This window comes from Streptomyces sp. NPDC051576, from assembly GCF_040681835.1.
Lineage (GTDB): Bacteria > Actinomycetota > Actinomycetes > Streptomycetales > Streptomycetaceae > Streptomyces.
On sequence record NZ_JBFAZO010000010.1, the window covers coordinates 310,523 to 333,489 of the forward strand.

Here is a 22,967-nt window from a genome sequence, read left to right on the forward strand (position 1 = left end):
GTCCGACTCATTCCGTCCGACTCAGCTCTGATCGACGAAAGGACCCGCACGTCATGCGTCGTATCAGCACCTTCACCGCACTCGCCGTGACCACGGCATCCCTCGGACTCGCCGTGATCGCCACTCCGGCGCACGCCGCGACCGTCGTGGTCAGCAACTCCACCGACCTGTCCAACGCCATCAAGAACGCCACCGCCGGCACGGTCATCCAGGTCCGCGGCGGCACCTACTACCCGACCGCCACCCTCCAGTCGACGGCCAACGGCACCTCGTCCGCGCCGATCACGCTCACCGCGTACGGCTCGGAGACGGTCAAGATCGACGGCTCGTCGATGGCGGCGGGCTCCTGGATCTTCAAGCTGACCGCCGACTACTGGAACGTCTCCAACATCACGTTCCAGAACTCCCCGGACAGCGCGGTCGTCTGCCAGTCCTGCACCGGCACCAACTGGAACAACGTCAAGACCATCAACGGCGGCGACTCCGGCTTCACGCTCACCGGCGACGGCACCGTCAACAACACGGTCAAGAACCTTGACTCGTACGGCAATTACGACGCCGCGACGCACGGCGAGAACGCGGACGGCGTCGCCATCAAGTTCGGCTCCGGCAGCGGCAACCTCGTCACCGGCGCCCGTCTGTACAACAACTCCGACGACGGGATCGACTTCTGGTCCTTCTCCACGCCGGTCACCGTCGAGCACACCTGGTCCTTCGGCAACGGCGTCAACCGCTGGTCCGACTCGGCGTTCGCGGGCGACGGCAACGGCTACAAACTGGGCGGTGACGGCGAGGTCGTCGCGCACGTCGTCAACAACTCGGCCGCCTGGGGCAACGCGGGCAACGGCTTCACCGAGAACTCCAACACCGGCGCCCTCTACATCAACCGCACCACCGCGTACGCCAACGGCAACTGGGGCTACTACTTCGCCACCAGCTCCGCCAAGCTCGGCAAGAACCTCGCGGTGAGCAACGGCAGCGGCTCGGTCACCAAGGGCTCCGCGGTCACCTCGGCCGGAAACAACTGGGACTCCGGCATCTCCACGCCGTCGTTCATCTCCACGGACGCGTCGACGACGTACAACGCCCGTTCGTCGAGCGGAACGTTGCCCGCGACGACGTTCCTGACGACGGGGAGCACGACGATCGGCGCGACGATGAACTGACCCGAGCCGAGCCGGCCCGACCTGTTTGCCACTCAAGTGGAAGAGGGGCTTCCCATGAATCGGATACCAATTCGGTAACGGGGCTCGCGCGTTCGGTGCGTGATGCGCGTAGATGATCCCTGACCTGGTGCATCACTCATCAAGCAGATCCCCAGATCCGGAGATTCCATGCGGAAGTCCCTCAGAGCGGCAGCCGTCGGCGCCGCCTGCGTCGTCGCCGGTGCCGCCCTGTACGGAACGGGCGTCGCCACGGCCGGCCAGTCGACGGCCAACTCGACCCACGAGCCGTACAACATCGGCCTGTTGACGAAGGACATCGACACCTACTACGGCACCACGCTCGACAGCAGCGGCGTGTACCAGGCCTCGGCGACCAGCCCCTACGCCAAGGACCTGGCGCGCATCGACGCGTCCGCCAAGAAGTACATCGACGCGGCCGTCCGCAAGCACCACAAGGGCGTCAAGCCCGCGGTCGTCTTCGACATCGACGACACGCTGCTGCTCAGCCTCGACTACGAGAAGAAGAACAACTACGGCTACAGCTCGGCCACTTGGGCCGCGTACGTCGCCCAGGCCAACCGCCCTGAGGTCTTCGGCACCCCCGAGCTGGTCAAGTACGCCGCCTCCAAGGGCGTCACGGTCTTCTACAACTCGGGTCTCAGCGAGGCGCAGCGCACCTACGCGGTCGACAACCTGAAGAAGGTCGGCGCCGACGTCAACCTCGACGCCGACCACATGTTCCTCAAGAACACGGCCAACCCGCCGTCGTACCTGAGCGGTTGCGCCACGGCCGGCGCCTGGACCTGCACCACGGTGCAGTACAAGTCCGGCACCAGGAAGCACATCGAGTCCCTCGGGTACGACATCGTCGCCAACTTCGGCGACCAGTACTCGGACCTCGACGGGGGCTACGCCGACAAGACGTACAAGATCCCGAACCCGACGTACTTCGTGAGCTGATCTGTCCGCTTGATCGGTTCGCTTGATCGGTTCGCGTGATCTTTTTCCTTCCTTCCTCCGCCGCCACGGCAACCCTTTCCGGCCGTGGCGGCGACCAGGACTCAGAAACGGGCCGGGGCGGCCCCTCTGGCCCGTTTCGTGAGCGAAGCAGTCCAAGTGTTCATCCAGGAAAGGAACCAACGCCGTGCGCACCAGCACCGGACGCCACCGCAGGACCCGCACCCTCTCGATCGCCGCCGCGGTGGCCGTCGCCGCAGGGGCGGGCGGCGTCTACCTAGGCCTCAACAACGGCGGTGCCCAGGCCGCTTCGTCGACGGTCACCGTGTCCACCACCGCCCAACTGGAGACGGCCGTCGCGAACGCCACCGCCGGCACGGTCATCCAGGTCCGCGCGGGCACCTACACCCCGGCCGCGACCCTCAAGTCCACGGCGGACGGCACGAGTTCGGCCCGCATCACGCTGGAGGCGTACGGCACCGAGAAGGTGAAGATCGACGGCTCCAAGCTGCCCGCAGGACAGTGGCTGGCCGGGATCTACGGCGACTACTGGACCGTCCAGAACCTCACCTTCCAGAACTCCCCGGCCCAGGGCTTCGTCGCCACCTCCTCGGTCGGCGGGATCTTCAAGAACCTGGTGACCGCGAACAACGGCGACTCCGGCTTCACCCTGCGCGGCGACGGCACCACCAACAACCTCGTGCAGAACCTGGACAGTTACGGCAACTACGACGCCGCCGGACACGGCCAGAACGCCGACGGCATCGCCATCAAGTTCGGCTCCGGCACCGGCAACAAGGTCACCGGCGCCCGCCTCTACAACAACTCGGACGACGGCCTCGACCTGTGGCAGTTCTCCTCGCCGGTCACCATCGAGCACTCCTGGTCGTTCGGCAACGGCAAGAACCGCTGGAACGACTCCGCCTTCGAGGGCAACGGCAACGGCTTCAAGCTCGGCGGCGGAGGCGTCTCGGTCGCCCACGTCGTCAACGACAACGCGGCCTGGGACAACACCCTCAACGGCTTCACCGAGAACTCCAACACCGGCGCGATCATCCTCAACCGCAACACCGCCTACTCCAACGCCTCAGCCGGCTTCTACTTCGCCACCAGCAAGTCCCGCCTCGCCCGCAACCTCGCCGTCAGCAACGCGGGCGGCTTGGACAAGCTCGGTTCGTCGACGGTCTCCGCCGCCAACAACTGGGACAGCGGTGTGGCCACCCCGGCCTTCAAGTCGACGGATGCGACTACGGCTTACGGGGCGCGGTCGGCGAGTGGGGCGCTGCCGACGACCACCTTCCTGACGACGGGGTCGACGACCATTGGCGCGACGATGAACTGACGTGTCGCCGAAGCATCTGACGATCACGCCGGTCGTATCGGTGGATCGAAAGCGCGAGGTCTGCTTTTCGTGGGGTGACGCGCGGAGCTGATGCGCGAGGAGGCCCTGGTCCCTGCGGGTTGACCGGGGCCTCTTCGCGGTCATGCAGTCGACTCGCTCAGCAACTCGACCCAGACCTGCTTGCCCCAGCGATACATGTCCGTCCCCCAACGCTCGGCAAGAGCATCGATCAGCAGAAGCCCCCGGCCGCTGGTGAGCAGGTCGTTACCAGGCTTGACCATCTGCGGTAATGCGCGGGCCTTGTCGACCACACCGATCCGTACGAACCGCTCGCTCGGTCTTGAAACGACGACCCGGATGTTCCGGGTGTTCGTGTGCTTCACCGCGTTCGCCACCAACTCCGTGACGAGAAGAACTCCCGAGTCCGTCAGCTCATCCAGGTCCCAGGCGGCCAGTGCAGTCCTGACGAGCTTGCGGGCTGCCTCGGCGCTTTCCTCCCGGGCAGGAAGAGTCTCGGAGTATCCGGGGTGCCCGGTGGGGTGTGGCTGCGCTGACACGATCATCTGGACCTCAGAGGTGTCGGTGGACGAAGGCCTCGCTCAAGTCAACGGCTGCGCACCCGCGCCGAGTAGGAAAAGTCGGCCCGGTGCACATCGCGAACCACCGGAAATTTCCCGCCGCTCCCCCCTACTCACGGGGGCGAAGTGGCTACGGTGGGTGCGTGGAGGGGAACGAGAGCCTCATCAACGCCATGGTCGAGTCGGCGCTCAAACAGGCCGAGTTGGCCGAGGCCGTCAACGAATTCCTGCGCGCTCGCGGAGCTGAGGGAACGGTGAGCGACCGCACCGTCCGGAACTGGCTCACCGGAAAAACCCGCTGGCCCCACCCCCGTCGACGCGAAGCCTTAGAGGCAGTATTCGGTTGTACGGCCGAGGAGTTGGGCTTCAGCCCGCCGGCGCCACTACCCACCACCACCGAACCGGAGTCAGTCGTGAGGCGCAGAAACTTCCTCACCGGCACCGCTGTTGCCGTCGCGGCGCCCATCCTGGATTCGAGGCCGACCGCTGTCGGCACCTCTGATGTAATCCTCCTCCGTACAGGCCTGGACGCCCTGATGGCTCTGGACGCGTCCAGAGGCGGACACGAAGACCTGGAACGGTCGGCACTCGCCGGGGCTGACGAGGCACTCGGCAAGGTCGGGCAGGCCGCCTCCCAGCGCATCCGCCAACGGCTGTACTCCGTTGCCGCCAACTACCTTTCGACGGCTGCATGGGCTGCCATCGACGGCCGTCAACTCGACCACGCCCAGGCCCGCTTGGACCGCGCCCTGTACCTCGCTGGGATGGCCAAGGACCCCGTCGTAGAGCTGCGCGTCTGGAACTCGTACGCGATGCTCGCCCACCAGCGAGACAGATTCACCGATGCGGTGGACGCAGGGTACGCGGCCCAGGCAACGGCCACCGCCCGACGGGATCCCTTCTACGGCTCACTGGCCCACGCCCGTACGGCAGTTGCCCACGCCACCCTCGGCGACCGCCAGGCGACCATCAGGTCCCTCGGGTACGCGGAGGAGGCGTTGGACAAGGCGACCGACGACGAGACCCGCCCGAGCTGGGTGCGCTTCTACGGAGTGGCCGAGCTGACCGCGATGACGGCCATTGCCCGAGACAGGATCGGGGACTCAGCCGAGGCCGAAGCCGCTTCCCACAAGGCACTGAACGGCATCCCGAAACCCTTCAAGCGGAACCGCGCCCTGGCCACGGCTCGGCTCGCCCTGACACAGATCCACCAACGGGACGTAGACCCGGCATGCACGTCGGCCTCGGAGGTCTTCGAGCTGATGTCCGGCAACCCGATCCCAGGCCGTATGCGATCCCTCCTCGGCGACTTCTACCGGGACTTGATCACCCTTGCGCCGGACGCGTCGATCGCCCGAGAGTGGGGAGACCGCTACCGATCCGAATGGAGCCGAGCCTGATGCCCGACCTGGACGTCCGTCGCTACAGCCGTGAGGACCTGCCGGAAATCCGGCAAACAATCATCGACATCCACGCGGACGCCCAGGGCGATCGGACGGACGACTTCCGCAAGAAGTTCCCCTGGTTCGTCGACCAGTGGGGTTCGCGCGAGGGCTACTCCTGCGTGATCGCGTACGCCGGAGACACGGCCGTCGGATTCGCCTACGGCGCACCGGCTGTCGACGGCCGGGAGTGGTGGCGCGAATACCTCACCCTCGCCCCCGAGAAGACCCTGACCTTCGCCTACTCCGAACTGGCGATCCGCCAGACCCACCGAAAGCAGGGCATCGCCGACCTGCTCTCCCGGGCCCTGTTGGAGAACAGGACAGAGGACCTGGCTGTCCTCCTTGTGGACGTCACGCACCCCAGGGTGCAGGCGCTCTACGAGGACTGGGGCTTCAAGAAGGTGGGCGAACAACAGCCCTTCCCGGACTCCCCGGTCTTCGCTGTGATGCTGGCCGAACTTCCTCTGGCGTAGGGTCAGAACACGGGGAGCGTTCTCGTCAGACCGGGGCCAGGGGGCAGGTCGGCCCAGTTCGAGGGTTGTGGGGGTCGACCTGTCTAGGACTTCAAGCCTCCCGGTCCGACCAGACCGTTGCACATCAGGAACTGATAGACCGTCGCCCCCGAGGCACCGGCGCGATGCCCCGCCGTTCCAGCTCGTGCACCAGGCGGCGCGGGCCCCAGCCGGGATGCCGGCGCTGCAGTTCGCAGACCACCGCCTTCACCTCCCCGACGATCCGGTGCGGACACGAACCTGGCCGGTGCGACCGGTCCGCCAACCTCGAAAGACCCGAATGTTCGTACTTGCGCACCCAGGCATGCACCGATGGCCTCGACACCCCACGCCGACACCCTCATGAGCCGCAACAACCTCGCCCACGCACGCCAAACCGCTCAAGCTGTACAGCAGGGAAGTACAGCGCCCTCAACGACCGCAGCTGACTCTCAATAGCTGTTTACGTCCGACCCGCCATCATGGCTGACTGTCGCGAGCTGAAACTCATGCGTTCCAAGGTCTGGCCTCGCCGGGGCCGCTCGGCGGAGAGGCCGTGCCATTCGCGTGCCAGATCCAACGGGGAACCACGGGGAACAGCGGGGACTGGCCGCGGTGCAACCAGAGCTCCAACGCTACTTCGCCGCAGGTCACCCCGACAACCGCCGCCAAGAAACCCGAACTTCCCAAGCTTAGAGGTTGTCTCACGTGGCAAGTTCCGCGAGCTTCGTGAGTAGCTCAGGGCGGTGGCCATGGCCAGGCTTCGGCTCTGCCGGCCATTGCGGTCCACGTACGGGATCTTGAGGCCACGAGTAACCCATGGAAGGCTCATGCCGCATGATCGATGAATTCGCGAAGGACAGCCTGCACGGCAGACTGCGGCGGGACCGCGAGGCGCTGCTCTGGAAACTCGACGGCCTGTCCGAATACGACGCCCGCCGACCTTTGACAGTGACCGGGACCAACCTCCTCGGCCTGGTCAAACACGTGGCCAGCGTCGAGGCCAGGTACTTCGGCGAGGTCTTCGACCGGCCGTCCCCGGAACCGCTGCCCCGGTGGCAGGACCACGACGGCAGCGATCTGTGGGCGGCTGAGGACGAGGCGCGCGATCAGATCATCGAGTCCTATCGGCGCACGTGGGAACACTCAGACGCGACGATCGACGAGCTTGCCCTCGATGCCCCCGGCCACGTGCCGTGGTGGCCGGAGCCTTATTCCAACACGAACCTGTTCGCCATCCTGGTCCACGTCCTCGGCGAGACAAATCGGCATGCGGGGCACGCCGACATCCTGCGCGAAGGCGTCGACGGCCGAACCGGGATGCGCCCCCAACATGAGACGCAGATCGATGAGGACGCCCGCACCGCCTACTGCGCGAAGATCGAGCAGGCCGCCAGATCGGCTTCATCAGTCAAGGCGTAGAGGGCTGTCCCACGTGACTTGATGTTCGAGCGGCATGATGCCTGCCGTGAGTGCTGATCTGTCGAAGCGTCTGGTTCCTGATGAACTCTGGGAGCTGGTCGCCCCGTTGCTGCCGTCGTTCGCGGCTCGACCGCAAGGTGGCGGGACCGCTCCGCGTGACGAGCGGGCCGTGTTCACCGCAGTGGTGTACGTGCTGACCAGCGGCTGTGCCTGGCGGCATCTGCCGCCGACGTTCGGCACGTCCTCCGCCACCGCGCATCGCCGCTTCAGGGTATGGACCGAGGTCGGCCTGTGGCGTCGGGTGCATCGGGCGGTGCTGGACGAACTCGGGGTCCGGGGCGAGGTGGACTGGACCTCGGGGATCGTCGACGCGGCCTCCGTTCGCGTCAAAAGGGGGGATCGCTGACGGGGCCGAACCCGGTCGATCGGGGTAAGAAGGGCAGCAAGCTGCACGTGCTGTCCGATGCCCAGGGCATCCCGCTCGCCGTCGCCGTGTCAGGTGCGAACATGCACGACAGTCTCGCCCTCAAGCCGCTCATCCGCGGCATCCCCGCCGTCCGGTCCCGCCGGGGACCACGGCGGCGCCGGCCCGTCAAACTCCGTGCGGACAAGGCGTACTTCTCCGCCGAACACCTCAGATGGCTGCGCGAGCGTGGGCTCGTCGCGCGCATCGCGCGGCCAGGCATCGAGTCCGGCGAACGCCTTGGTCGGCACCTCTGGAAGATCGAGCGGTCGATCGCTTGGCTCTTCGGCTACCGCCGCCTGACCATCCGATACGAACGACAGGGCTCGCACTTCCTCGCCTTCCTCAGCCTGGCCGCTGCTCTGACCTGCTACAAGAAGCTCGCGAAACTTGCCACGTGAGACGCCCTCTTAGAGCGCGAGTTCGATTCTCGTCACCCGCTCCATATAGGACCCCCAGGTCGAAGACCCGGGGCTTCCTTTCTGGACCAGTGGACGAACAGGCGGACGTGAGGGTGATGGCGGCGAATTCCGCACCCGAGTCCGACGCAGGTGACGCCGACGTCGGCCACGGCGGTGCCCGCGGCCCATCTCTCAACGGTCCGGCGGTCCGGCTGGGGGACGGCTCCCGGCGGTCGGCACAGGAAAGCCTCGCCGCATCAGCGTCTCGGCGGTGACACCGGCGTTCACGGTCTCTTGATGGACCACCCGCGGGTCCTGTTGACTCCACTGGATCCACGCGGGTGGAGCGGACGGGTTGGCGGTCGAACGATCGGGGGATGGCTCATGGACGACACCGGGAGAAGTGACGGCCCGGCGGGCGTGAACACGAAGCTGTACCTCTCCTCGCTCGGTCTGGCCGCCGCGCTGCTGATCGTCATCAGGCTGTTCGCATTGCCGCACCTGGGCGGGGCGACGAAGGTGAGTCTCAGCGACATGATCATCTCGATCGTCGACTCGCTCACCGGGGCCGCGGTGGCCTCCTTGTGCGTCTCCCTGCTCGTGGTGTTCTTCTACGGCCTGAAGCGGCAGGGACCGATGGAGGTTCAGGTCACCGACCCCGGATCGATCTCCACCGAGCTGGACAAAGCAGCTGGCGCAACCAATGCCTGGGACTACCGGGGTCATACGGCTCGGTATTTCAGATCGGCGGTCCTGCCGACCCTTCTCCAGCGCGCCGAGAGGCAGGGACACTATCTCTTGGTGAACGTGCAGGTGCTCGATCCGGACAACGTCGAACTCATGGACTTCTTCGCCGAGTACCGGAGGAACGCGAACCCCGACCGGCGGGACTACTGGACCCGGCGGCGCGCGCAGGCGGAGATCGCCGCGACCATCATCAGGCTCCAGCTCCTGAGTTACCAGTTCTCCCGGCTCAACTGCCGGGTATACCTGGCGTCCACCGTTTCACCGTTCACGATCGACCTGTCCGACACCTGCGTGATCGTGACCCGTGAGAAGGCCGGCACGGCCGCGTTGAAATACCCGGTCGGCTCGTCCTTTTACGACTCGACCAAAGAGGACATGCGGCTGAGCAACCGCCAGAGCACGGAACTGACTCTCCCTCGGTCCGCCACCGAGCTGGATCCTGGTTCCATCGCGGACGTTAGGGAAGTCCTCTCCCTGCTAGACATACTCCAAGGGGCGGACGACGAACTCCTGAACCTGACGCTGGACGCGTACCGGAGGCCGGTGAACCCCTATGCCAACGCGTGAGGCGATCGGCTCGTGGATGACTCGTCAAGGGTGGCGGGACCTGCGGGCGTTCCTGGACGACTCGCCCCCCTACCTGCACCCCTACGGATTCCTCGTGTTCCGCCTGCCTTTGGACACGTTCCCGGAGTGGGGCATCCGCGTGCATCTGTGGCCGCCCGCCGGAAAGCGGATAACGGACTCCGACCCCTTCATCGTGCACAGCCACGGCTGGGACCTGCTGACACGTTCCGTCGTGGGCTGTGTCCGGCACGCGATATACGACGTGGACGACGGCGCGACGGCCGTCTGCTACGACTCGTTCACCGTCGAGAGCTCGCCCGGCGTCGGAGTCAGCGTTCTCTCGCCGGAAGGAAGGTCCACAACTGTCCGCATGGTCTCGGAATGGGACGCCACACCGCAGGGGAACCCGCTCCACATTCCTGCCGGGAGGTTCCACACCACGACAAGCCCGAATGAAGCCGTATGGGATTCCTGGTCCGTGACTCTGGTCGCCACCGAGCACGTGGCCGGCAACGAGTCGCGGGTGCTCGGCCCCTCCAAAAGCAGTGACGTGGTCAACGAACGAGCAGCGATCACGGATCCCGGTGTTCCGCTCTCCGCCGTGGACCACGCGTACGAGCAGCGGGTCAATGGATCCGACCTGTGGACGTCCTTCGTCTTCCTGATCGACTCGGGAAGAATCCTGCTCGCGCGGACTCTCCGCTATCCCGGGTACTGGCATCCCGTCGGGGGCCAGATGGAGTCCTCCGACGACACGCCCTTGGACACCGCTCGGCGCGAGGTGCGGGAAGAGCTGGGTATCGACCTCGACGCGAGGGGGATGATTTCACTCGGGTGCCTCCCCAGGGACGAAGGGCACGGGAAGATCCACGCATGGGTCTGCGTCGGAGACTTTCCCGCGCATCCCGACGTGCAGGAAGAGGAAATCCACGAGGTCCGGTGGACAACGCTGGAGGAGGCCCTTCGGGCCGACTCCCTGGCCGCGTCACAGAGCTTCCTCACCACCATCTCGGACCGGTGGCGCGAGTTCGGCCTGGAGATCTGACCTCGACCTCGACCCCGACCCCGACCCCGAAGACGGCGCCGGGCCCACGGAAACGCCCCAAGGACCCGGCGCCAGCCACCAATACTGCCCGTCAGCTAGCCGAGAGTGGCCCTGGTAGTCCCCTCGCACGTGCGGTGAGGACGACAAAGCCCTCGGTGCGGAGCTCAGGGCGTCCGACGGCCCATGGATCGCAGGACGCTGCGGGGCCCGCGGTCCACGCTCCTGGTCAGGAGTTGAGTTTGTTTGGTGTGGGTGACTTTGGGGGAGCGCAGGCCGGGTCCGATGGCGGTGGCGACCGCGACGATGGAGGCGGTGGAGGCAACGAAGGCGACGGGGAGGGTAGATCAGAAGTTGTCCGCCCCGAATCGGCTACCTGCCCCGACCGAAGTGCTGTCCCGCGGTCGCAGTAGGTTCCTTCTGTGCTGGGATTGGGGGGACAGATGACGCTGTACCAACTGGGTGAACGGCTAGGAGAGTGGACTGTCTGGATCGCCGTGGCTTTGGCGGCAGTCTGGATAGGAACGGGCAGATGGCGAGATTACCCACGACCTGACGGCAGGGACACAGAACAGCTCACCACCGTGGTGCGGCAGCGGACCCGACTGGTCAAACGTTCCGTTCTCGGTGTCGCAGCCCTGTGGGTCCTGACGATGGTTGTCATCGACGTCTGGGCCGTACACAGCGGTTACTACTAGCGGCTGTTCGAGCCTTCGCGGCTCAGGCATCCTTGAGGCCCCCAGCCCGGGGCTGCCGCCAGGTCGCTGGGGCCGTGAGTGTCTGGTTGCGTGGCAGCGCAGGCGAACAGCGGCGGACAAGCGCAGACGCCTGCGGCAGCTTCCCAAGCTGAGAGCGCGAGCACGATCCTTATCGCCCGCTCCCTGCGGATCCTCCAGGTCAGGGAGCCGGAGATTTGCTGGCGCTCCTTCTAGGAGGAGGCTCGCTGCCTGTACGCTCGCCGGCGCGTCCCCATACGGGTGAGGAGTCTCATGGAGCTGTCGCTGTCGAGGCTGAACCGTCTCGCGAACGGCAGTCTCGGGGCGATCCCAGCAGTTGGGGCCGTTGCCTACGCGGTACAGGCCGGTGACGGCCTTCCGCGATCCGCGGCTTGCCTCGTCTTGATCGGGTCGGCCGTCATCTCTGTCAGGGGATACCGGCTCGGCGTGACGTGTCAGCACACGACGATGGTGATCCGTGGATACCTGCGCACTCGGGTGATCGCGCGCGAGCACGTCACCCAGATCACGAGCTTTCCGGCGGTCCGATGGACGACCCGCAGGGGGCGTAAGCGATGGACCCCCATCATGGCGCTCGTGATGACCGCGAGGGAGTCCCCGGCAACCCGACTGCAGAAGGACCACGCCACCAGGAAGCTGCGGCGGTGGGCAGCATCGTAGGAACCGACCCAGCCACGGCGTTCGTGACCGCCATCGAGGGGCGCCCTGGATCCGGCGACAGGCCGCGCTGACAGGCTGCGCTGAAGAGCACGGCCGTCTCAGTTTCCGTCTCATTCACCACCGTTCACGGCCGTTCAGACGGGACTGAGGCCGATTGTCGCTCCCATGACCGGCCGCCCGTGAACGCAGGTGAACGCCCCTGCACGCGGCTCCGCGAGGCATCATCACAGTTGGAAAGCGTGCCTTCGCTCCCTGGAAGGTGCCATGTTCGGTGTGCGGTCGGCGCCGGCAGGTCTCTCCTTGGCCATCGACGAAGCCCGGCCGTCGGTTAGGTCCCGGGCCGTACCCGGGCCGCCCCCAGACAGAACCGGGGATGCAACTGCTCTACAGAGCTGAGCACCTCGGAAGCCGACCGCGCGTCAAAGACCCTAGCCGTGCCTACTGACAACACGTTCCACCAGCACTGCCTCTGACGCCTACGGTCTGCACCACAAGCGCACCAGATCGAGCGGGGAACAGCGGGGAACCACGGTGAAAGCCGCCCAGCCCAACGAGACCACGAGCCGGCCGTTTGCTCAGGCCAGTCCCCGAACCGCCCCCAAATGATCTCAGCTTCCCAAGCTGAGGGTGCCCGCCGTATGCGCAGGCTCCCCGAGGGGTCAGGGCAAGTCCTTCCAGAACCCGAGTTATGCGCAGGCTCCGTCTCAGTTTCCGTCTCATTCAGTCCCGTTCACGGCCGTTCCAGATCGGACCAGGTGCCAGGCTCGTCCTGCCGAGGCGGCTAGGTCGAGGGCGTGTACGAAGAACCACCATCAGGCTCACGCGTCGCCACGGTGTTGACGGCGACGTGCCGGACATACAGATCCGGGTCCTGTTTCTGCGGCGCGGGTGTTCATCGGCGAGTTCCTCGACACCGTGATCGGCGTCCTTGGCCACGCTCCCGCGTACGAGAGGGCATGTGCTCGATGCCACCCCCAGCTGCCCGACAACCCGGAGACGGAACAGGTCCAGGCGTGGTCGGAGTTGGCAGAACTGTCCCTGGACTCGGAATTCTGCTCCTCCGTACGGTGGTTGGCCGAGGAGCAGAACGCTGAGCAGGTCCAAAGCGGTACTACGGGTCCGCGCCGGGACATCGCCGCCGGCGTCCATGACCAGGCAGGCCCGGCCCTCACCGTCGGCATCGACGCGCCCCGCCCCAGGCCGATCCGTTCGTCACGGCCTTCACAGCGCCCTACGCCCACCTACTCGACCGCTCCGACCACGTCAGCGCGACTCGTCCGGAGAGCGTCAACGACCCCTGCAGCGAGTGCTATCCCCACCTGCTCGCCGCGGCGAAGGGCTGACCGTCTCCGGACAGTCATGCTCCGCTGCTCGACCGTTCCGTCCACACTCTGCGCATCCGACCCCGCGATGACGGCGGGGCACACAAGCCCCCGCACCCCACAACACGACACCCCCACCGATCGTCACCGGCAGGGGCGTCGCTCTGCTGACCGAGGGGGGCTCAGGTCAGCAGGTCCATGCAGTCGAACGACGTGCCCGGGCTGAGGTACGCCGAGCCTGTCGAACCACTGACCACGTTGATCTTCAGGACGTTGTACTTCGAGACGTCCGAACTCCACGCACTGGAAGGGACGTTGAAAACGAACGTGTGGTTGTTTCCGCGGTAGGAACCCGTGGTGAGATCGCGCGTGGAGGGCTGTGTGGGTGGGGTGGGGATCGCCGAGACCCAGTCGTTCACGGTGACCTGGGGGCGCGCGTTGATGTACGCCGTCGTCACTCCGACCCGCAGCGTGTGCGCCACGGCGGCCTGCGCCGCCGTCAGCTTGAAGTAGATGAGGACGCCGTCATTCACGTCCTTCCACATGTACGCCGGGAAGGACGCCGCCTCCGTCCCGCTCCCGATCGTCACGTTCCCCGTCCACTTCGCCGCCCGGGCGTCGGAGGGATGCGCGTACGTCATCAGCTCGGCGTTCTTGAACTCGCTGGGCGTCCCGTCCCAGTCCCCGAGCCGCCACACCGTCGAGGCGGTGGAGGGGTCGCCGGTGATGCTCAGGGTGTGCAGGGACGTCGTACCGCCTGCCGTCACCGTCACCGACCCTGTGTGCACGGCCAGTTCGCCCTTGAAGACGGTCAACGTGTACGTCCCCGGCAGCATCCCCTTGCAAGAGAACGCGCCGGTGCCGGCCGCGGCCTTCGTCCAGTACTGCGCGTCCGCGTTGGCGAAGCCCACCGTGTAGGGGTGCCCAGCGGCCATGTTCTTCAGGCCCACCCCCGCCACCTTGCCGCGGCCCGCCTTGCCGACCCAGCCGGTGATGCCCAGCGAGTCCGCCCAGGAGGTGTCCAGGTTCGCCGCGGAGAGTGAGGACGAGGGTGCCCCGCCGTCCGTGAAGGCCACCACGAACGGGCCCTGGAGGCCGAAGCGTTCGGGCTCTGTCTGGGCCTCGTTGTAGTGCAGGATCTCGTACAGCCCGGCGCCGCCTTCGTTCGAGTGGCGCAGCAGGGAGCGGTAGAAGGGGCCGCCGGACGCCTTCTCGTGGTTGGAACGGATCAGCCACAGGCCGACCGAGCCGGTGGTGAAGCCGACGTGGTCGTAGTCGATGGTCCGTTTGCCCGAGTAGTGCTTGGAGCGGGTCGTGCCGTCGGGGTGCTTCCAGACGTCGCCGGCCTCGATGATCGTGTCGGTTGTCGAATCCCACGCGTCCGAGCCGGAGTTGGGGAACATCCCCGGCTTCACCCGCACGATGTAGCGGGTCGCGGTGAAGGAGGCGTCCGCCTTGTTCGTCCACAGGTAGACGTTGTTCTCGCCGCTGCGGGCCGCGTACCACTGGGTGATCGCGCCGTGCGCGACCTTGACCAGGATCGTCGACCCGGACTGCAGAATCGTGACAGTGGAGGCGCCGAGGCCGGACTCGACGTGCGAGTGCTTGCCGCCGTAGCCCTCGTACTCCTTGCCCTTGTAGGCGAGGGACGTGATGTCGCCGGTCGACTTGGAGATTTTGAGGACGAGTGAAGCGCCTGTGGTGATCACGTAGTTGGCGCCGTCGTCGGTGTATCCGAAGGCGGCGGCCGAGGCGGAAGTGAGGAGGCCGGTGCCGCCCGCGACGGCCGCGCCGGTGGCGGCGACACCGATCGCGGAGGCCCCGAGCACCCGCCTGCGGGTGAGGTGTTTCTTGTGCGTGCTCAAGCGACTTGCTCCGTGTGACTCCGTGCGGGAGGAACCTTGCGCTTCCTTGTCGCCGCCGCTGGAGAAAGGGTTGCCGTCTGCCTGAGATTTCTGTCTACGACTTCTGCGCCGCGAAGTCGCCCTTCACCGCGAGCTGTTGGCCACCCGCCGTACCCGCCGCTCCTACCGTGCCCGCCGCCGAGTAGCTGTCGTCCTTGGCATCCCGGCCGCCGCGCTCATGGTCGTACTGCCCGGCGAAGACCCACTCGCCCGCCGCGACCGTACGGCCCTCCTTGAGCACCCATGTGTAGACCAGGAACCCGTCCTGCTCGGCCACCGTCAGCGTGAAGTCGTCCTCCGGCAGCGAGCGCCAGGCGCCCGTCGAGGTGACCCCGCCGGTCTGCTTGATCTTCAACTGGACGGTGAGCGCGGTGAGTTGCTTGGTCGTCTTCAGGGTGACATCGCTCTGCGCCCAGAAGTCGTTGCTGCCCGGGTCGATCGAGCCGTCCGACCACAGCGGGCCGTCCTCGGTGCCGGAAGCGGGCGGCACCACGGGAATGGAGGGCGTGGGGGTCGCGGAACTCGTCGTGGAGGCGCTCGCCTTCGGAGAGCTCTGCGAAGTGGCGTCGGAGTCCGAACTGGGCTTCGGGGCAACCGGTTTGACCGGGGCGTGGCTCGTCGCGGCCGGTGATTGCGAGGGTGTCGGGGAGACGGACACCGTCTGCTGGGCGGGGGAGTCGCTCTTCACCGCGGACGCCACCGCATAGCCGCCGATCGCGAGGACGCTCGCCACCGCGGCCGTGGCGCTGACGACCCGCACCCAGCCGAACACGGGCGGCCGGGTGGCCCGGTGATCGGGGCGGGACTGCGCGGCCATGCCGCGTTCGAGCCGCGCCAGGATGCGCGCCCGGTCGGGTTCGTGTCCCTCGGCCGCCTCGTGCAGCCGGGCGCTCAGCTCCTCGTGCACGTCCTGGTGTCTCATCGGTTCCTCCCTCCGGTCTCGCCGCCGCGTGCCATCGCCGCGTGCATCCGCAGCGGAGGGCTCTGCGGTCCGAGCAACCGCTGCAACTCCGCCATGCCCTTCGACGTCTGGCTCTTAACCGTACCGACGGATATGCCGAGGGCGAGCGCGGTGTCCTTCTCCGAGAGATCGAAGGCGTGCCGCAGCACCACACAGGCCCGCTTGCGGAACGGCAGTCTGCGCAGGGCCTCCTGGACGTCGACCGCGCCGGCCACGTCCGGGTTCTCGGTCTTCTCCTCGCGCTGCGACCAGAACAGGGCGACCCGACGGCGCTCGCGCACCGCGCTGCGGATCCGGGTGCGGGCCAGATTGGCGACCACCCCGCGGGCGTACGCCGCCGGATGGTCGGCGGCGCGCACCCGGTCCCAGCGGTGCCAGAGCGCGAGCAGCGCGTCGGCCGCGAGATCGTCGGCGGCGTCCGCCTCGCCCGTCAACAGATGGGCGAACCTGGACAGTTCGGCGTAGTGGCGTTCGAAGAAGGCATGGAACTCCACGGAGGCGGCGTCGTCGACGACTGTGCCCACGGGGGACCTCTCCTCGCTGCGGTTTGTGTGTGCCGTGTGGCTGACACGTGATCATCCGGGGGTGAGCCCGATGGGATCCGGAGCGTAGCAGTGATCAACTGGGCGGGTTGGTACAGGCCTTCGAACATCGTCTGGCGGGCCGACCTCCATTCCGTAACACGGGGAAAACCTGAAACAGGTTCAACGCGGGAACAATCCAGCCAGCATCCGCGCACCGATCATTGAGGCAACAAGGAGTACCCGCATGTCCGAGACACAGAAGGTGGCCGACCGGCCGAGCGCCGAACCACCGGCTTCGAACGGCGTCGACCGGTTCTTCAAGATCTCCGAACGGGGATCCACCTTCGGCCGTGAGATACGCGGCGGCTTCGCCACGTTCTTCACGATGGCCTACATCCTTGTCCTGAACCCGATCATCCTGGGCAGCGCCAAGGACAAGTTCGGGCACACGCTCGACACCGGCCAACTGGTCACCGCCACCGCCCTGGTGGCCTGTGTGATGACCGTCATCATGGGCGTCGGCGGCAATCTGCCGCTCGCCATCGCCGCGGGCCTCGGCCTGAACGCCGTCGTCGCCTTCCAGTTGGCCCCGCTGATGAGCTGGCCCGACGCGATGGGCCTCGTCGTCATCGAAGGTGTCCTGATCTGCGTGCTGGTCCTCACCGGGCTGCGCGAGGCGATCATGAACGCGATCCCGCAGCAGCTCAAGCAGGCCATCGGCGTCGGCATCGGCCTGTTCATCGCGTTCATCGGCTTCGTCGACGCCGGGTTCGTCAGTCGTATACCGGACGCCGCCGAGACCACGGTGCCCGTGCAGCTCGGCGCCGTGGGCCATCTGACCGGCTGGCCCGTGCTCGTGTTCTGTCTCGGGGTGCTGCTGACCATCGCGCTGTTCGCCCGCAAGGTGAAGGGCGCGATCCTGATCAGCATCGTCACCATGACCGTCGTCGCGATCATCATCAACTCGGCCGCCGACATCAAGAGTTGGGGCCTGATGACCCCCAAGGTGCCGGACAAGATCGTGGCCGCGCCCGACTTCGGACTCATCGGTCACTTCAGTCTGTTCGGGGCCTTCGGTGAGACCAGCGCGATCACCGTGATCCTGCTGATCTTCACGCTGATCCTGTCGGACTTCTTCGACGCCATGGGCACGATCGTCGGCATCAGCGCCGAGGCCGGACTGCTCGACGAGGAGGGGCAGGTGCCGAACATCGGCCGGGTCCTGTTCATCGACGGCGCCGCCGCGGTCGCCGGCGGCATCGGCTCCGCCTCCTCCAACACCGCCTACATCGAGTCCGCGTCCGGCGTCGGCGAGGGCTCCCGCACCGGCTTCTCCAACCTGATCACCGGCGGTCTCTTCGGCCTCGCGCTGTTCCTGACCCCGCTGCTGACGATCGTCCCGCTGCAGGCGGCGGCGCCCGCGCTGATCGCCGTCGGCTTCCTGATGATGACCCACGTCAAGCACATCGACTGGGACAGGTACGAGATCGCCATCCCGGCGTTCCTCACCATCGCCGCGATGCCGTTCACGTACTCGATCACCGACGGCATCGGGGCCGGGTTCATCTCGTACGTCGTGATCAAGGCGGTCCTCGGCAAGGCCAAGGAGGTCAACTGGCTGCTGTGGGGCGTCTCGGCGCTGTTCCTGGTGTACTTCGCGATCGACCCCGTGGAGCAGATCCTCGGCGTGAAGTAGCCGGCCGGTCTCAGTTCTTGAGGGCCGCCTCCATCATGGCCTTGGCCACGGGGGCGGCCAGGCCGTTGCCGCTGATCTCCGACCGCGCCGCGTCCGACTGCTCCACGACCACCGCCACCGCGACCTGCTTGCTCGACGAGTCGGACTTGCCGTACGCCGTGAACCAGGCGTACGGCGACTGGTCGTTGTTCACGCCGTGCTGGGCCGTGCCCGTCTTGCCGCCCACGGTGACGCCGGATATCTGGGCGTTCGTGCCGGTGCCCTTGGTGATGACCGTCTGCATCGCCGACTGGAGCTGTTGCGCGGTGCCGGAGCTGACGATCTGCTTCGTCGTCGTACTGTCGTCGTAGTTCTTCAGCACATCGCCGCCGCTGTCGGTGGTCTCCGACACCATGTGCGGCGAGACCAGCTTGCCGCCGTTGGCTATAGCGGCGGACACCATGGCCATCTGGAGCGGGGTGGCTGTCACGTCGTACTGGCCGATACCGGTCAGGGCCGTGGACGACTGGTCCATGTCCGACGGGTACACGCTCGGGTATGCCCGGACCGGGATGTCCAGCTTGTCGTCGTTGAAGCCGAACTTCTCGGCCATCGCCCTGACCTTGTCCTGCCCCAGGTCGACAGCCATCTTCGCGAACACCGTGTTGCACGAGTACTGGAGCGCGACCCGGATCGAGGCGTTCGTGCAGGGCGCGGACGAACTCTCGTTGCTCAGCGGGGTGACCGTGCCCGGCAGGGTGTACGGCGAGGGGCTGGTCGTCTTCTCGTCCACCGAGGAGTAGAGCCCGTCCTCCAGGGCGGCCGCCGCCACCACGAGCTTGAACGTGGAGCCCGGCGGCAGCGGCTGGCGCAGCGCGCGGTTGGTCAGGGGCTTGTCGGCGTCCGCGTTGAGCGTCTTCCAGGCCGAGCCGGCGGTGTTCGCGTCGGTCAGCGACGAGGGGTCGTAGGACGGGGTCGAGACGACGGCGAGGATCTTGCCGGTCGTCGGGTCGATCGCGACGGCGGCACCCTTCTTGTCGCCGAGCGCGCTGTACGCGGCCTTCTGCACGGCCGGGTCGATCGTCGTGACCACGTTGCCCGGGGCGGCCCGCTCGCCGGTGACCGTGTCCATGACGGTCTTCAGGCTGCTGTCCGTGCCGTCGAGGAGGTTCGCGTAGATCCCCTCCAACTGCGTCGGCGCATAGCTCTGCGAGGCATAGCCCGTCACCGCCGCGTACAGCTTGCCGTCCGTGTAGGTGCGCTTGTACGCGAGGTCGCTGCTGCTTCCCGTCCGCGCCGAGCCGGTGATCGCGTTCCCGGCCACGATGATGTTGCCGAGCGGGTCCGCGTACGTCTCGATCGCGTTGCGCCGGTTGTCCGTGTCGTCCGCCAGCGCCTTGGCGTCGTAGAACTGCACCCAGGTCGCTCTCACGAGGAGAGTCAGCACGAGGAGCAGAGCGAAAACGGAGGCGCGCCTGATCGTCTTGTTCATCCCGCTCTGAAGACGACCGGGCGGGAACGAATCGTTCCCTTACGGCGCTTTTCTCATCGAGCGCTCATGAACACGAGCGCTTGTGAAATCAGCGTTCGTGACATCAGCGCTCGTTCACGAGTCGTCGGCCGTGCGCGAACCCAGCGTCAGCACCAGCTCGTCGATCTCCTCGCCCCGCGCGTTCGCGAACCCCCGGTCCTGCCCGCTGACCCGGAACCCGCACTTCTCCAACACCCGCCGGGAGCCCGCGTTGTCGGCCGCCACGCGCGCGTAGAGCGGGCGTTCGGGCACCTCGGCCAGCAGGTCGCGCAGCGCGGCCGTCGCGATGCCCTTGCCCCAGTAGGCGCGGTCGATCCAGTACGTCACCTCGCGCTCGCCGGGCTCGCCGTACACCGCCGCGTTGCCCACGACGTCGCCGTCCACCAGGATCGTGCGCGGCACCACATCGGCCGAGGCGCGGATGCGCTTCCAGTGCTCGTCGAAGGCGTCCCGGTCGGCCGGGTCCTCGTGGGTGAAGGCGGCCATCCGGACGGACTCGGGGTCGTTCGTGTGCCGGAAGAAGACCGGCAGATCACTGTCGTGGATCGGGCGGAGCGCGACCTGCATCTGTCAGAGCCTCCGGGTGGCGAGGGTCAGCCGGTCACGGGCGTCGAACAGGGCGTCCTTCACCATCTGCTCGTGCGCGGGGGTCAGCCGGGCCACCGGCACCGAGCAACTGATCGCGTCCCGGGCCGGGGTGCGGTACGGGATCGCGACTCCGAAGCAGCGCAGGCCCAGCGTGTTCTCCTCGCGGTCCACGGCGAAGCCCTGCTCGCGGACCTGGTGCAGCTCCTCGATGAGCTTCTCCCGGTCGGTGATCGTGTGCTCGGTGAGCGCGGGCAGTGTCTCCGGGAGCATCTTGCGGACCTGTTCGTCCGAGTAGGTGCTCAGCAGCGCCTTGCCCAGCGAGGTCGAGTGCGCCGGGAGCCGGCGGCCGACCCGGGTGAAGGGGCGCAGATAGTGCTGCGACTGGCGGGTGGCCAGATAGACCACGTTGGTGCCGTCGAGCCGGGCGAGGTGGATGGTCTCCGTGGTGTCGTCGGAGAGCCGGTCCAGCGTCGGTCTGGCCGCCGCGACCACCTCGTCGCCGTCGATGTACGAGGTGCCGACCAGCAGCGCGCGCACCCCGATCCCGTACCGCGTGCCCGTGGCGTCCGTCTCCACCCAGCCCAGCTCCACCAGCGTGCGCAGCAGCATGTAGAGGCTGGACTTGGGATAGCCGACGGCCTCCTGCACCGCCGCGAGGGAGTGCATACCGGGCCGGCCGGCGAAGTATTCGAGCAGCTCCACCGTCCGCACCGCGGACTTGACCTGCGCCCCGCCGCCTGTCTCGCCTGCCGACATCGCCCTGCACCCCTTCGTTCGACGAGAACCAGAAGATATAGTCTCGGAGAGCATATTCATCATCAGAGACAGCGTTCAGCATATCGAACGACCCTGGTGAATGACCCAGATCTGCGGCATGACATGTGGAGGGACCCGCGGTGGCAGCAGCACCAGTCTGGAGTGTCGACCCCCGAACCGGGAAGCAGCGGGAACAGGTTGCGGTGGAGGCCACAGCCCAGGAGGTGGACGCCACCGTTCGCGCCGCCCACGCGGCACGCGCTTCCCTCGCCGACCGTACGGTCCGCGCGGCCTTCCTGCGCGGCGCCGCCGACCAACTCGAAGCGGCCAAGGACCACCTGGTCGAGGTCGCCGACGCGGAGACCGCGCTCGGCCCGGTCCGCCTGTCCGGCGAACTGGCCCGCACCTGCTACCAGTTGCGCGCCTTCGCGGACATCGTCGACGAGGGCGCCTTCCTGGACGTCGTCATCAACCACCCCGACGACACGGCCACCCCGCCGATCCCGGACCTGCGTCGCTACAAGGTGCCGCTGGGCGTGGTCGCGGTCTACTCGGCCTCCAACTTCCCCTTCGCCTTCTCGGTCCCCGGCGGTGACACCGCGAGCGCGCTGGCCGCCGGCTGCCCGGTCGTCGTCAAGGCCCACCCGGACCACCCGGGCCTGTCCGAACTGGTCGCGAAGGTAGTGCGCCGGGCCGCCGCCGAGCAGGGCATCCCGGACGGCGTCCTCGGCCTGGTGCACGGCTTCGAGGCGGGCGTGGAGCTGGTCGGGCACCCGCTGGTCTCGGCGGCCGGCTTCACCGGTTCGGTACGCGGCGGCCGCGCACTCTTCGACGCGGCGGCGGCCCGGCCGGTCCCGATCCCCTTCCACGGCGAACTGGGCTCCCTCAACCCCGTGGTGATCACCGAGGCGGCGGCGGCCGAGCGCGCCGAGGCGATCGGCACCGGGCTCGCCGGCTCGATGACGCTGGGCGTCGGCCAGTTCTGTGTGAAGCCCGGCCTGGTCCTGGTCCCGTCCGGCTCCGCCGGCGACGGACTGCTCAAGTCCCTCACCGACGCGGTCAGCAACACGGACTCCGGGGTCCTCCTCGACCACCGGATGCGCGACAACTTCCTCGCCGGAGTCACCGAGCGCGCCCAACTCCCCGACGTGGACTCGCCGGTGACCCCCGGCGCGGGCGGCGAGCACACCGTGAGCCCCGGATTCCTGACGGTGCCGGCCGAGAAGCTCACCGCCGAGGGGTCCTACGACCTCCTCCTGGAGGAGTGCTTCGGGCCGGTCACCGTGGTGGCCCGCTACGACGACGACACCCAGGCGAACGCGGTGCTGTCGCGACTGCCGGGCAACCTCACGGCGACGGTCCATCTGTCGGCACAGGAGGCGGCGGGCGAGGGCCGGGGTGCGGAGATCCTGGCCGAACTCACCCCGCTGGCCGGGCGGGTGCTGGTGAACGCGTGGCCCACGGGTGTCGCCGTCGCGGCGGCCCAGCACCACGGCGGCCCCTACCCGGCGACGACCTCGACCTCCACGTCCGTGGGCGGTACGGCGATCGAGCGCTGGCTGCGGCCGGTCGCCTACCAGAACACCCCTGAAGCGTTGCTGCCGCCCGAGCTGCGGGACGACAACCCGCTGGGTCTGCCCCGGCGTTACGACGGCCAACTGGAGCGGTAGGCCCGGAGATCTCCGGGC

Annotated in this window: 18 protein-coding genes and 1 pseudogene; 11 read left to right on the plus strand and 8 right to left on the minus strand. The window is 67.3% G+C overall.

Translation table 11 applies throughout. The annotated features are described in order from the left end of the window. Positions 1-53 precede the first annotated feature (53 nt). The 3 genes from AB0M63_RS30990 to AB0M63_RS31000 all read left to right on the plus strand — a co-directional run bounded on the left by AB0M63_RS30990 (position 54) and on the right by AB0M63_RS31000 (position 3,465). Complete coding sequence (locus AB0M63_RS30990) at positions 54-1,166, plus strand: chondroitinase-B domain-containing protein (protein WP_355912765.1); 1,113 nt, start codon at positions 54-56, stop codon at positions 1,164-1,166. A 168-nt stretch (positions 1,167-1,334) separates the two neighbouring features. Next, positions 1,335-2,126 (plus strand): HAD family acid phosphatase, encoded by a 792-nt coding sequence (locus AB0M63_RS30995; RefSeq protein ID WP_355912762.1) that lies wholly within the window; start codon positions 1,335-1,337, stop codon positions 2,124-2,126. A gap of 184 nt (positions 2,127-2,310) precedes the next feature. Then, positions 2,311-3,465, plus strand: a complete 1,155-nt coding sequence (locus AB0M63_RS31000; RefSeq protein WP_355912759.1) for a right-handed parallel beta-helix repeat-containing protein — start codon at positions 2,311-2,313, stop codon at positions 3,463-3,465. A gap of 140 nt (positions 3,466-3,605) precedes the next feature. Here the strand turns inward: AB0M63_RS31000 and AB0M63_RS31005 are convergent, their stop codons facing one another. Beyond that, entirely contained in the window at positions 3,606-4,028 is a 423-nt protein-coding gene (locus AB0M63_RS31005) for an ATP-binding protein (RefSeq protein ID WP_366021742.1), read from the minus strand. Positions 4,029-4,186: 158 nt separating this feature from the next. Here AB0M63_RS31005 and AB0M63_RS31010 point away from each other — a divergent pair, with 158 nt between their 5' ends. Then, positions 4,187-5,443: a helix-turn-helix transcriptional regulator gene (locus tag AB0M63_RS31010; protein WP_366021743.1), complete on the plus strand. Its 1,257-nt coding sequence runs from the start codon at positions 4,187-4,189 to the stop codon at positions 5,441-5,443. Continuing rightward, positions 5,443-5,961, plus strand: coding sequence for a GNAT family N-acetyltransferase (locus AB0M63_RS31015; RefSeq protein ID WP_366021744.1), 519 nt, complete (start codon positions 5,443-5,445; stop codon positions 5,959-5,961). The genes AB0M63_RS31010 and AB0M63_RS31015 overlap by 1 nt, the downstream gene beginning before the upstream one ends. 98 nt (positions 5,962-6,059) lie before the next feature. Here the strand turns inward: AB0M63_RS31015 and AB0M63_RS31020 are convergent. Then, positions 6,060-6,334: pseudogene (locus AB0M63_RS31020) on the minus strand (helix-turn-helix domain-containing protein); the annotation flags it as partial. A 482-nt stretch (positions 6,335-6,816) separates the two neighbouring features. On the opposite strand from AB0M63_RS31020, the gene AB0M63_RS31025 reads away from it, so the two are divergent. The 4 genes from AB0M63_RS31025 to AB0M63_RS31040 all read left to right on the plus strand — a co-directional run bounded on the left by AB0M63_RS31025 (position 6,817) and on the right by AB0M63_RS31040 (position 10,624). Further along, on the plus strand, positions 6,817-7,401 hold the full coding sequence (locus AB0M63_RS31025) for a DinB family protein (protein WP_366021745.1): 585 nt from the start codon (positions 6,817-6,819) through the stop codon (positions 7,399-7,401). 37 nt (positions 7,402-7,438) lie between these two features. Continuing rightward, positions 7,439-8,265 (plus strand): IS5 family transposase gene (locus AB0M63_RS31030; protein WP_366021812.1). Its coding sequence is split into 2 segments (ribosomal slippage): positions 7,439-7,795 and positions 7,798-8,265, totalling 825 coding nucleotides; the frame shifts between segments, so codons are not numbered across the junction. Between the two features lie 384 nt (positions 8,266-8,649). Continuing rightward, positions 8,650-9,579 (plus strand): hypothetical protein, encoded by a 930-nt coding sequence (locus AB0M63_RS31035; protein WP_366021746.1) that lies wholly within the window; start codon positions 8,650-8,652, stop codon positions 9,577-9,579. A gap of 262 nt (positions 9,580-9,841) precedes the next feature. Further along, on the plus strand, positions 9,842-10,624 hold the full coding sequence (locus tag AB0M63_RS31040) for an NUDIX hydrolase (protein WP_366021747.1): 783 nt from the start codon (positions 9,842-9,844) through the stop codon (positions 10,622-10,624). A gap of 2,898 nt (positions 10,625-13,522) precedes the next feature. Here the strand turns inward: AB0M63_RS31040 and AB0M63_RS31045 are convergent. The 3 genes from AB0M63_RS31045 to AB0M63_RS31055 all read right to left on the minus strand — a co-directional run bounded on the left by AB0M63_RS31045 (position 13,523) and on the right by AB0M63_RS31055 (position 16,729). Next, a complete protein-coding gene (locus AB0M63_RS31045) occupies positions 13,523-15,205 on the minus strand; it encodes a rhamnogalacturonan lyase B N-terminal domain-containing protein (protein ID WP_366021748.1) in 1,683 nt (560 codons plus the stop codon). 94 nt (positions 15,206-15,299) lie between these two features. Next, on the minus strand, positions 15,300-16,166 hold the full coding sequence (locus AB0M63_RS31050; RefSeq protein ID WP_366021749.1) for a hypothetical protein: 867 nt from the start codon (positions 16,164-16,166) through the stop codon (positions 15,300-15,302). Further along, a complete protein-coding gene (locus AB0M63_RS31055; RefSeq protein ID WP_355912744.1) occupies positions 16,163-16,729 on the minus strand; it encodes a SigE family RNA polymerase sigma factor in 567 nt (188 codons plus the stop codon). Before AB0M63_RS31055 ends, AB0M63_RS31050 begins: the two co-directional genes overlap by 4 nt. A gap of 244 nt (positions 16,730-16,973) precedes the next feature. Here AB0M63_RS31055 and AB0M63_RS31060 point away from each other — a divergent pair, with 244 nt between their 5' ends. Next, positions 16,974-18,425 carry an NCS2 family permease gene (locus AB0M63_RS31060; RefSeq protein WP_355912741.1) on the plus strand — a complete coding sequence of 484 codons (1,452 nt, stop codon included), beginning with the start codon at positions 16,974-16,976 and terminating at the stop codon, positions 18,423-18,425. A gap of 10 nt (positions 18,426-18,435) precedes the next feature. Here the strand turns inward: AB0M63_RS31060 and AB0M63_RS31065 are convergent, their stop codons facing one another. From AB0M63_RS31065 to AB0M63_RS31075, 3 genes are all read right to left on the minus strand, one after another. Continuing rightward, complete coding sequence (locus AB0M63_RS31065) at positions 18,436-19,896, minus strand: penicillin-binding transpeptidase domain-containing protein (protein ID WP_355912738.1); 1,461 nt, start codon at positions 19,894-19,896, stop codon at positions 18,436-18,438. A 114-nt stretch (positions 19,897-20,010) separates the two neighbouring features. Next, the gene (locus tag AB0M63_RS31070) at positions 20,011-20,502 is read right to left on the minus strand and encodes a GNAT family N-acetyltransferase (protein ID WP_355912735.1); all 492 of its coding nucleotides are present in this window, start codon (positions 20,500-20,502) and stop codon (positions 20,011-20,013) included. Between the two features lie 3 nt (positions 20,503-20,505). Next, entirely contained in the window at positions 20,506-21,279 is a 774-nt protein-coding gene (locus AB0M63_RS31075; protein WP_019067473.1) for an IclR family transcriptional regulator, read from the minus strand. 140 nt (positions 21,280-21,419) lie between these two features. Here AB0M63_RS31075 and AB0M63_RS31080 point away from each other — a divergent pair, with 140 nt between their 5' ends. Further along, positions 21,420-22,949, plus strand: a complete 1,530-nt coding sequence (locus tag AB0M63_RS31080; RefSeq protein WP_366021750.1) for an aldehyde dehydrogenase (NADP(+)) — start codon at positions 21,420-21,422, stop codon at positions 22,947-22,949. Positions 22,950-22,967: the final 18 nt, after the last annotated feature.

Excerpts from the sequence above, each read along its gene's own strand:
- AB0M63_RS31005 (WP_366021742.1), bottom strand. The coding sequence starts at position 4,028 with ATGATCGTGTCAGCGCAGCCACACCCCACCGGGCACCCCGGATACTCC.
- AB0M63_RS31035 (WP_366021746.1), top strand. The coding sequence starts at position 8,650 with ATGGACGACACCGGGAGAAGTGACGGCCCGGCGGGCGTGAACACGAAG.
- AB0M63_RS30995 (WP_355912762.1), top strand. The coding sequence starts at position 1,335 with ATGCGGAAGTCCCTCAGAGCGGCAGCCGTCGGCGCCGCCTGCGTCGTC.
- AB0M63_RS31015 (WP_366021744.1), top strand. The coding sequence starts at position 5,443 with ATGCCCGACCTGGACGTCCGTCGCTACAGCCGTGAGGACCTGCCGGAA.
- AB0M63_RS31075 (WP_019067473.1), bottom strand. The coding sequence starts at position 21,279 with ATGTCGGCAGGCGAGACAGGCGGCGGGGCGCAGGTCAAGTCCGCGGTG.
- AB0M63_RS31065 (WP_355912738.1), bottom strand. The coding sequence starts at position 19,896 with ATGAACAAGACGATCAGGCGCGCCTCCGTTTTCGCTCTGCTCCTCGTG.
- AB0M63_RS31050 (WP_366021749.1), bottom strand. The coding sequence starts at position 16,166 with ATGAGACACCAGGACGTGCACGAGGAGCTGAGCGCCCGGCTGCACGAG.
- AB0M63_RS30990 (WP_355912765.1), top strand. The coding sequence starts at position 54 with ATGCGTCGTATCAGCACCTTCACCGCACTCGCCGTGACCACGGCATCC.
- AB0M63_RS31060 (WP_355912741.1), top strand. The coding sequence starts at position 16,974 with ATGTCCGAGACACAGAAGGTGGCCGACCGGCCGAGCGCCGAACCACCG.
- AB0M63_RS31025 (WP_366021745.1), top strand. The coding sequence starts at position 6,817 with ATGATCGATGAATTCGCGAAGGACAGCCTGCACGGCAGACTGCGGCGG.
- AB0M63_RS31070 (WP_355912735.1), bottom strand. The coding sequence starts at position 20,502 with ATGCAGGTCGCGCTCCGCCCGATCCACGACAGTGATCTGCCGGTCTTC.